Consider the following 7282-nt stretch of genomic DNA (forward strand, 5'->3'; position numbering starts at 1 on the left):
AAGGTGCGAGGCCTCACCTTCATCCCGGGAGAGTGTTATGTGCGATCTTCAGCCGTGGCTTCTTACAAATCCTCGCGCCATTTCCACATCGCCGCTATCCTCCACCCTCACCCAGCGCCCGTCGAAGGCGTAGGCGTAAACAGGGTAGGACCGGACGAAAAAGCCGAGAATGTTGCCGAGATCCAGGGCGGAGCAGTCAGTCCCGGCCAGGAGCGCCTTCATGGCCCTTGCCGCCCTGGGCCTGAGACTGAGAAGCCCGCTCCACAGGTCCCAGGGAAACACAGGGGGATCAATACCCTTGCCCGCATCCCTTACCCGCCCGCAGCTGGCGGTGACCACGCGCACGCCTGGCTCACTGTGGCTTATCGCTGGTTTTACGGTGATTAGCGCCTCTATGGGGCAGTCTAGTATGTGAGCCAGGTGCGAGCCTGAATAGAGACAGGCCCCGTCCGCCAGGAGTACATGGTTGCCCCTGGCTGTTGAGGAGAGGGCTTCCCAAAGCTGGGACGAAACAGGCCCCTTGGGTTTAAGGCGGCCAAACTCCCCACGGGCAGGGGAGCTGGTGATCACGGTTATGCTCGGAACATGGTAGGCGCGGAGCAAAGACAGCTGGTATTGCAGGATCGTGTGGCTGTTAAGCCTGGTCTCGCTAACGGGCGAACCGTTGGGGAACAGGCGGGTTGCCAGAATGATGGCATGATCCAAGCGCTTGACACCTCCTAGGCCATGTTATGCAGCTGGGGCCTAGGGGTGAATGTGGCTCGGTAACTGGGACTAGATGGGAGGGAGGCTTTCGGGATCGCGAAATCCCCTGGAAACGGCTTCACGGTGCTTCTCCTGCCAGGCCAGGGGATCCACCGTGGCCAGTAGCTCGTAGTGGAGGGTCTTGTAGGTGCACGGGACGGCTCCTGCCTGGTACGCCCTGCGAAGTGCGGTCCTGGGGTCCGGCTCGGAGGTGAAGACGCAATCCTCCAGGAGGAAGACTGTGTAGCCCGCCTCAAGAAGTCCCAGGGCGGATTGGAGGACGCACACGTCGGTTTCAGCGCCTGCCAGGGCCAGTTGAGGCCGGCCCATCTGGGCCAGTCCCCGGGCTATCGTGGGTTCCTGGATTAGATCGAAGGTTCGCTTGACCATACGGTGCCCCTGGTGGGGGAACACCCTTTCCAGGCGCTGGGGAAGCCAGCCCTTCACTTCCGTGGGTTCCTCGAAAGTGGCCAGGAGGGGGAGATCAAACCACTCGCAGGCTATGAGGAGCTGCTCCAGGCGCGAGAGTACGGGTTCTGGGTCGCCACACATGGCCTCCCAGAAGGCCGGCTGGGCGTCGATGAGTACCACTGAAAGGCTGGATTGCTTAGCCCGGGGGATCATGGATGTCCTCCTAGCGAAGGCCTCTAGAGTAGTGTGCCACCCTGTCCAGGAGATCCCGCCTGGCCTCCCCCTGCAGGATGCTGGGCTGGCACTCCGTGATGTAGCAGGGGTCCAAGGCGAGGCAGGAGATGCCCCTCTCGGTCACGGTAAAGGTTAGTATTAGGGATTCCTTCTGGAATTCCCTCCTCTGATCCATGACGAAGTTCCCCAGGCTGTAGGCGATGTAACGCCCGTTGTAGAGTTCAATGCCCTGAACAGCGTGGGGGTGGGTGCCGAGCACCAGGTCGGCGCCGGCATCCACGGCGAAGCGCGCTATCTCCACCTGGTCTATCCAGAAGGGCTCCGGGTAGTGGACGTCCTCAGCCCCCCAGTGGAACATTGCGACCACGACGTCAGCTTCGTCCCGAGCAAGTGCGATATCCTCGGATATGTAGTCCTTGTTTATGGGGGTTATACCGGGGACGCCCTCTTTGGCTTCGAATGTCCGGGGATACTGGACACTCCAGAACAGGTCTGGGTGAGCGAACTCGCAGTAGCCTAGGAAGGCCACCTGGATGCCGCCAGACTCCAGGATGAGGGGTTTCCGCGATTCGTGGATGTCCCTGCCGCCTCCGAAGTGCCGGATGCCCAGGTTATCGAGGATTTCCATGGTCTCCAGGAAGTTTTCCGTATCATAGTCAAGGATGTGATTGTTGGCAAGGTTCACAGCTTCTATTCCCGCCTGGACCAAGCCTTGGGCTGATTCCGGCCGGGCTCTAAACCATATCATCTTGCCCGGCAGGGGCTGGCCCTTTACGCCAATGGGGGACTCGAGGTTGGCGATGCACAGGTCAGCCTCGGACAGGTACTGGGCAACCTGGGCCAGGGGGTAGTCCCAGCCGAACTCCTGCATGCGGGTATCCACACCTCGTCCCAACATGATATCCCCGGCTGCCCGCAGGGTGATGTGGCTTACCATGCCAGGGTAGTAGACCTTCTCGCTCTCGGGGGATGCGGCCAGCTCGCGGAAGTCCTCGATGTTCCCGGCGTTTTCCGGATGGGACCGGAAGAGGTCAAGTATGCCTCTTCTAGGGGGCGTGCCCCAGTACATACCCACAGGCTTGGTCAAGGGGTAGGTACCGTTCTTGAGGTTCTCAGGGTTGGGGAGCACGCCCTCGACGGGCACCAAGCGCATCCCGGGCTCCATCTGATCCCAAGTGGTAAGGAAACAGGTTGTGCCGAAGGGATCACTCAGGGTGCCGCCAGTCAAGGTCTCAGCCTCGGAGAGTGTTAACGATTCACAGGGACCGAAGAGGGGGGAAACAGCTATCCGGTGGTGGAAGAACAGGCGCTGGTAGTGAAGGTCACCCAAGTCCTGTGACTCAGGGTAGAGTCCCAGGTCAGCCTCGGCGAACACCAGAAGGGCCTGGGCTTCAGCAAAGGGCATTTCCCGGAGGTCCACCCGGCAGCCGGGGTATGCAGCTTCGAACAGGGCGGACAGCTGGCGTCCCACGCCTGCGGTCTCGGTGTCGCATAGCAGCAGGACTTCACCGGCGGGCCTCCCTGAGGCTGGGTTGGCCTCGTACACAGCGTACACAGCGTAGGCGCCGTAGGCGGCTCCTGCCATGAGGAGCACGAGTGCCAGCAGGATTGCCTTCCAGCCCAGAGGGGGCCTCCGAGAACGCACCAAGGGACTCACCCCCTGGAAAGATAGAAGACTGCTCTCTCCCGGCAGTCTCCTGGTTCAGAAAGGGTTGTCTACTGGGCAAGTGCCTGGTTGAGCTTCCGGGCCATCCGGGACTTCTTCCTAGCGCCGGAATTCCGGTGATAGACGCCCTTGGATACCGCTTTATCGATAATCCGAGCGGCTTCCCTGTAGGCCGTAACGGCCTCCGGCTGGCCGGCAGGCAGCGCTCCCAGGAAGCGACGGACGGACTTTTTCACCCGGCTCTTCCACATAACATTTCTCAGTCTCCGCCGTTCCGCGAGGCGTTGCCTCTTCTCGGCCGATTTGATGTTGGCCAAAATCCCTTCACCTCCAGGACAATTGTACCTTCGCAATTGGAGGAAGTCAATGACTGCCTCCGGAGCGGCGGGTCCCCAGCGTTCCCGCCTTTACCAACCGATGTTGCCAGTGAGTCTTGCTGGTTTCCACCACAGAGCCGTACACTAGCAGGATTTGCTGCCAGGGCATGGAAGAAAGATCGAGGCTTTGACCGAGGCACGATAGGATTTCACTTCAGTGGTGTGGTGATCTCAGGGACCTCAGCAGCGGTACTAGGGGAGGTAAAGGCAGTGGCAGTGGAAGTGCTTCCCGACAGGTACAGTTACGTGTTAAGCCCATATGAGACTCCCGTAGCCTACGTCAACCCCGGTGACAGGGTGACCATTCACACTGACGATACCTTTGGGAGCCGGATAAAGTCGAAAGAGGACCTGCCGAACATCGCCTTGGCAACTGCCAAGTTTCTAAACCCCTAGACAGGGCCCATCTTCATCAATGGGGCGGAACCCGGTGACACGCTGGCTGTCCGCATCAAGAGCATAGAGCCCACCCGGGATTTTGCGGTCAGCTGCTTTATGCCTTTTTCGGTGGACTTACGTCAACGGGACTCACCCGGCTACTCCAGGAACCCTTGCCGGAGAAGGTGTGGATATGGAGACTGGAGGAGGGAGAGGATGGCCCTTGCCTGTACAGCGAGGACTTGAGGGTGAGGGTGCCCTCGCGTCCCTTCATGGGCACATTCTCCGTGGCTCCGGAGTTGGAGGCCATATCCTCCCTGACGCCGGGCCCCTTCGGAGGAAACATGGATGTCCCTGACGTGAGGCTGGGAAATACCGTCTTCCTGCCTGTCTCCAACCCCGGCGCCCTTTTCTACACCGGGGACTGCCATGGAAACCAGGGTCAGGGTGAAGCCTGCGGCGTGGTCCTGAAGATATCGTGCAAGGTGACGGTGGTCTTTGACGTGGTCAAGGAGAAAAAGATAGCATGGCCTCGGATTGAATCAAGTGATGCGGCCATGGTGGTGGGAAGCGCAAGGCCGATAGGATGCCGCCCGCATCGCCTGTACCGAAATCATTCTCTGGATGGAGGAGGAGTTCGGGTACTCTCGCTGGGAGGCCTACCAGCTCTTCACCCAGGTGGGCGGTTTATGTTGGAAACATCGTGGACACCAACTACTCTCTCGTGGCGTCTATGCCCAAGGGGTATTTGAGTCGAGGGGCCAAGGCGAGACAGTAGATTTTCCCGTCCTATGTCCTGTGATGGGGATGATCATCGTAACCACTCAGGGTTGACCATCCTCGCAGCATCTGTGAGTTCCTGAAGGACTTCGTCAGCCTTCGGAGTATTCTCTAGGTATGAGCCAGTAGGAACTTGTTGAGGCTTGCGGACCTCAACGAGAGGAGACACGCAATGTTCGACAGCAGTGAAATGGATGATATTCTGAAGACAATAAGGCGTGAGAACTACCAACCAGCCCGGGATATTGTCTACAGTTTCCTTCGCAAGGCCATACTTGAGGGGCTATTCAGCGAAGAACAAAGACTTATCGAGCTAGATCTTGCAGAGAAGTTAGGAGTTAGCCGCACTCCGGTACGGGAGGCTCTCCGTAAGCTGGAGTTGGAGGGTTTAGCTGAACATCAGCCCAGAAAAGGAATGGTAGTTAAGCGGATTTCACCTAAAGAACTTGAGGACATCTTCGGGATACGGGCCATCCTCGAAGGCTATGCTGCTCGCCTAGCGTCCCAGTTTGCTGACGATGAGGATATCGACCGTCTCTATGAAACACTGGAACACATTAAGAAGTCGGGTGAAGGAGACATCAGGGAGCTTCTTCAAGCCCATGCCAAGTTCAACGAGGCCTTTTATCTGGCCTCGAAGAACCAAAGGCTTTTTGTCCTGTTAAGTACATATAGCGACTACTTCACCCGCACCCGGCGAGTTTCGCTCATGATTCCTGGACGGAGAGAAGAGGCCTGGATGGAGCACAGTGAAATAGTTGAGGCAATAGCAAACAAAGAATCCTCCCTTGCCGAACACCTGGCCATAATGCATGTGGAGAAAGCTAGGACAGCCTTCCTGAGGGAGATCGGCGTCATTCAGAAGAGCGAACGGCGCAAGAGCAAGATACGGCCTGAGCGTTCTTTTCCCGATGCCTCACGGACAACCCCGGTCGACTAAACTAATAGGTAAGATCATCATGTCAATTTGAGAGCGAGCTCCACCGCCTCACCGGCATCACGGCCGCAACAGTCTGCCCCTACCCAACTGAGGTAAGATGTATCCCAACTGGCATAGACGTCCAACACTGCTTCGACGAATATAGGGTCATCCAAAGGGCGTACGTGAATCTCTCAAGGCCCATTCCTATCCACGTATTGGACATCCCCAAGCGGGTCATGGCACACATTGCGAAGTCCTCTTTTTTCCGAAGCCATCTGCCTGACGGCATCGTACAAGGCCTTGTCAGTCGGATCAGCCAAGTCGATGTTCAGGACGTCTTCCTTGGTAGTAATGAGGCCCCGACCGTATACCACCCTTCCATCCCTTCCCATCCTTTTTTCAGCCAGGAAGGGTGGTCTTATTGAAGATATGATGTTGTCTTTGCCCAATGCCGAGGAAAAGGCCTTTTCGGTGCCACAGTCCCTCACGGTGTTCAGGGACTGGCCGACACCTCTGTTCCCGGTATCCAAGCCAAGAAAATGGTTTACAAAGGCGTCACCAACCTGCAGCTCTATATAGGGGACCCTGTCGGGCTCTCTAAGGTTAAGCGCGGCTAGAACCCGCTCTCTAGAATTCATCAGCGTGCCCCCTTTGTACTCCAAGGCTGGTGCCTATGGTGGTAAGATGTGTATGCTGGTGCTCTCTGGGAAAAATCGGGTGCCGACGGAACCGCGATAAGGGTTACTGGCTATCCCCTTATGGAAACCCCTCACATCGTTTGGACCGACGACACCCGGCCACAGTACGACAGGTTGCTCTTGGCGAAGAGAGTTCGTAGTTGCCTGGTTCTCCTGGGCTAGGGCCTGGCGATAGTCCGCGCTCGGCTTAACCGATGCCTGTGCCACCAACCTGAACCCCTCTTCGATACCCTCGGCTGGCCGAGTGGCAAGACTGACGAATATTAGCAGCACACAGGGGGGTGACTGTTAGAGAGGCCCATTGGAAGTGCAGCATCGCCTTAAGCGCTGGCGTATTGTTCCATATCATGCTCACGACGAAGCTACCAATCATCGATGACAGCACACCTTCCTTATTGTTGCGCGTTTCCACCAGAGGGCTGCCACCAACGAAGGGCCGAACATGGAACCCATTCCGTTCCATGCCAGCCCTACCAGGAAGTAGATTGCCTGGGGGGGGGGGGGGGACTCGGGCGATAATCAGGGCGGACGCCGACGACTACCAACCCGGCAATGCGAGAGTAAAGAAGCTCAGTCTTTGCCGATAAGTCACGCCCCAGTATCTTGTGGTACAGGTCCCGGACAAGGCTGGTGCTGGCTATGAGCAACTGAGAATCGCTTGACATCAGCGCAGCTAGCGTGGCAACCGTCAGGAGACCTACGACAGCTGGGTGGAAGAGGTTGCTGACAAGGAACGGCGCTGCTGTCTCGGGATCCGCCAAGGGGGTGCCCATCTTGGTGGAAAGGGCTCTCGCGAGGATGCCTAAGGAGAGCGACCCTATCATCATGAGGCAAACCCACACGGTGCCAACCAGCCCCGCGATCTTAGCCTCCTTGGGATCCCGCGTGGCCATCGTTCTCACGCACAGGTGAGGCTGGGCAAAAGCGACCCACCCGGCAAGTCAGAAGGTGATGTCCTGAGGCTCCTGTAAAAAGAGGGCGGCCTGAGTTATTCTGAAGGTGTAGCCAAATACACCGAGGGCCCCGGAGAAACGGGGTCAGAAAGGAGACTCAGACCACCCATGACCAGAGT

The 7282-nt window shown here is 57.9% G+C and carries 9 protein-coding genes; 3 read left to right on the forward strand and 6 right to left on the reverse strand.

The genetic code is table 11. The features are described 5' to 3' along the window. Positions 1 to 48 precede the first annotated feature (48 nt). The 4 genes from AB1576_01545 to rpsT form a co-directional block, all read right to left on the reverse strand. A complete protein-coding gene (locus AB1576_01545) occupies positions 49 to 705 on the reverse strand; it encodes a hypothetical protein (protein MEW6080481.1) in 657 nt (218 codons plus the stop codon). Positions 706 to 774: 69 nt separating this feature from the next. Then, positions 775 to 1368, reverse strand: coding sequence for an isochorismatase family protein (locus AB1576_01550; GenBank protein MEW6080482.1), 594 nt, complete (start codon positions 1366 to 1368; stop codon positions 775 to 777). 10 nt (positions 1369 to 1378) lie between these two features. After that, positions 1379 to 3034 (reverse strand): CapA family protein, encoded by a 1656-nt coding sequence (locus AB1576_01555; GenBank protein ID MEW6080483.1) that lies wholly within the window; start codon positions 3032 to 3034, stop codon positions 1379 to 1381. A 71-nt stretch (positions 3035 to 3105) separates the two neighbouring features. Beyond that, a complete protein-coding gene (gene rpsT, locus AB1576_01560) occupies positions 3106 to 3372 on the reverse strand; it encodes a 30S ribosomal protein S20 (protein MEW6080484.1) in 267 nt (88 codons plus the stop codon). Between the two features lie 270 nt (positions 3373 to 3642). Between rpsT and AB1576_01565 the strand changes: the two genes are divergently transcribed. The 3 genes from AB1576_01565 (at position 3643) to AB1576_01575 (ending at position 5530) form a co-directional block, all read left to right on the forward strand. Then, entirely contained in the window at positions 3643 to 3828 is a 186-nt protein-coding gene (locus AB1576_01565; protein ID MEW6080485.1) for a hypothetical protein, read from the forward strand. A 167-nt stretch (positions 3829 to 3995) separates the two neighbouring features. After that, on the forward strand, positions 3996 to 4562 hold the full coding sequence (locus AB1576_01570) for an acetamidase/formamidase family protein (GenBank protein ID MEW6080486.1): 567 nt from the start codon (positions 3996 to 3998) through the stop codon (positions 4560 to 4562). A 164-nt stretch (positions 4563 to 4726) separates the two neighbouring features. Then, positions 4727 to 5530 (forward strand): GntR family transcriptional regulator, encoded by an 804-nt coding sequence (locus tag AB1576_01575; GenBank protein ID MEW6080487.1) that lies wholly within the window; start codon positions 4727 to 4729, stop codon positions 5528 to 5530. 173 nt (positions 5531 to 5703) lie between these two features. Here AB1576_01575 and AB1576_01580 read toward each other — a convergent pair whose 3' ends face one another. Next, a complete protein-coding gene (locus AB1576_01580; GenBank protein MEW6080488.1) occupies positions 5704 to 6174 on the reverse strand; it encodes a hypothetical protein in 471 nt (156 codons plus the stop codon). 506 nt (positions 6175 to 6680) lie between these two features. Then, on the reverse strand, positions 6681 to 7103 hold the full coding sequence (locus AB1576_01585) for a hypothetical protein (protein ID MEW6080489.1): 423 nt from the start codon (positions 7101 to 7103) through the stop codon (positions 6681 to 6683). Between the last annotated feature and the right edge of the window lie 179 nt (positions 7104 to 7282).

The organism is Bacillota bacterium (assembly GCA_040754315.1).
In the GTDB taxonomy this organism is placed as follows: Bacteria; Bacillota; Sulfobacillia; order DUSP01; family JBFMCS01; genus JBFMCS01.

Bases quoted from the DNA above. Each gene is read 5' to 3' on its own strand.
- AB1576_01550 (MEW6080482.1), bottom strand. From the start codon at position 1,368: ATGATCCCCCGGGCTAAGCAATCCAGCCTTTCAGTGGTACTCATCGAC.
- AB1576_01585 (MEW6080489.1), bottom strand. From the start codon at position 7,103: ATGGCCACGCGGGATCCCAAGGAGGCTAAGATCGCGGGGCTGGTTGGC.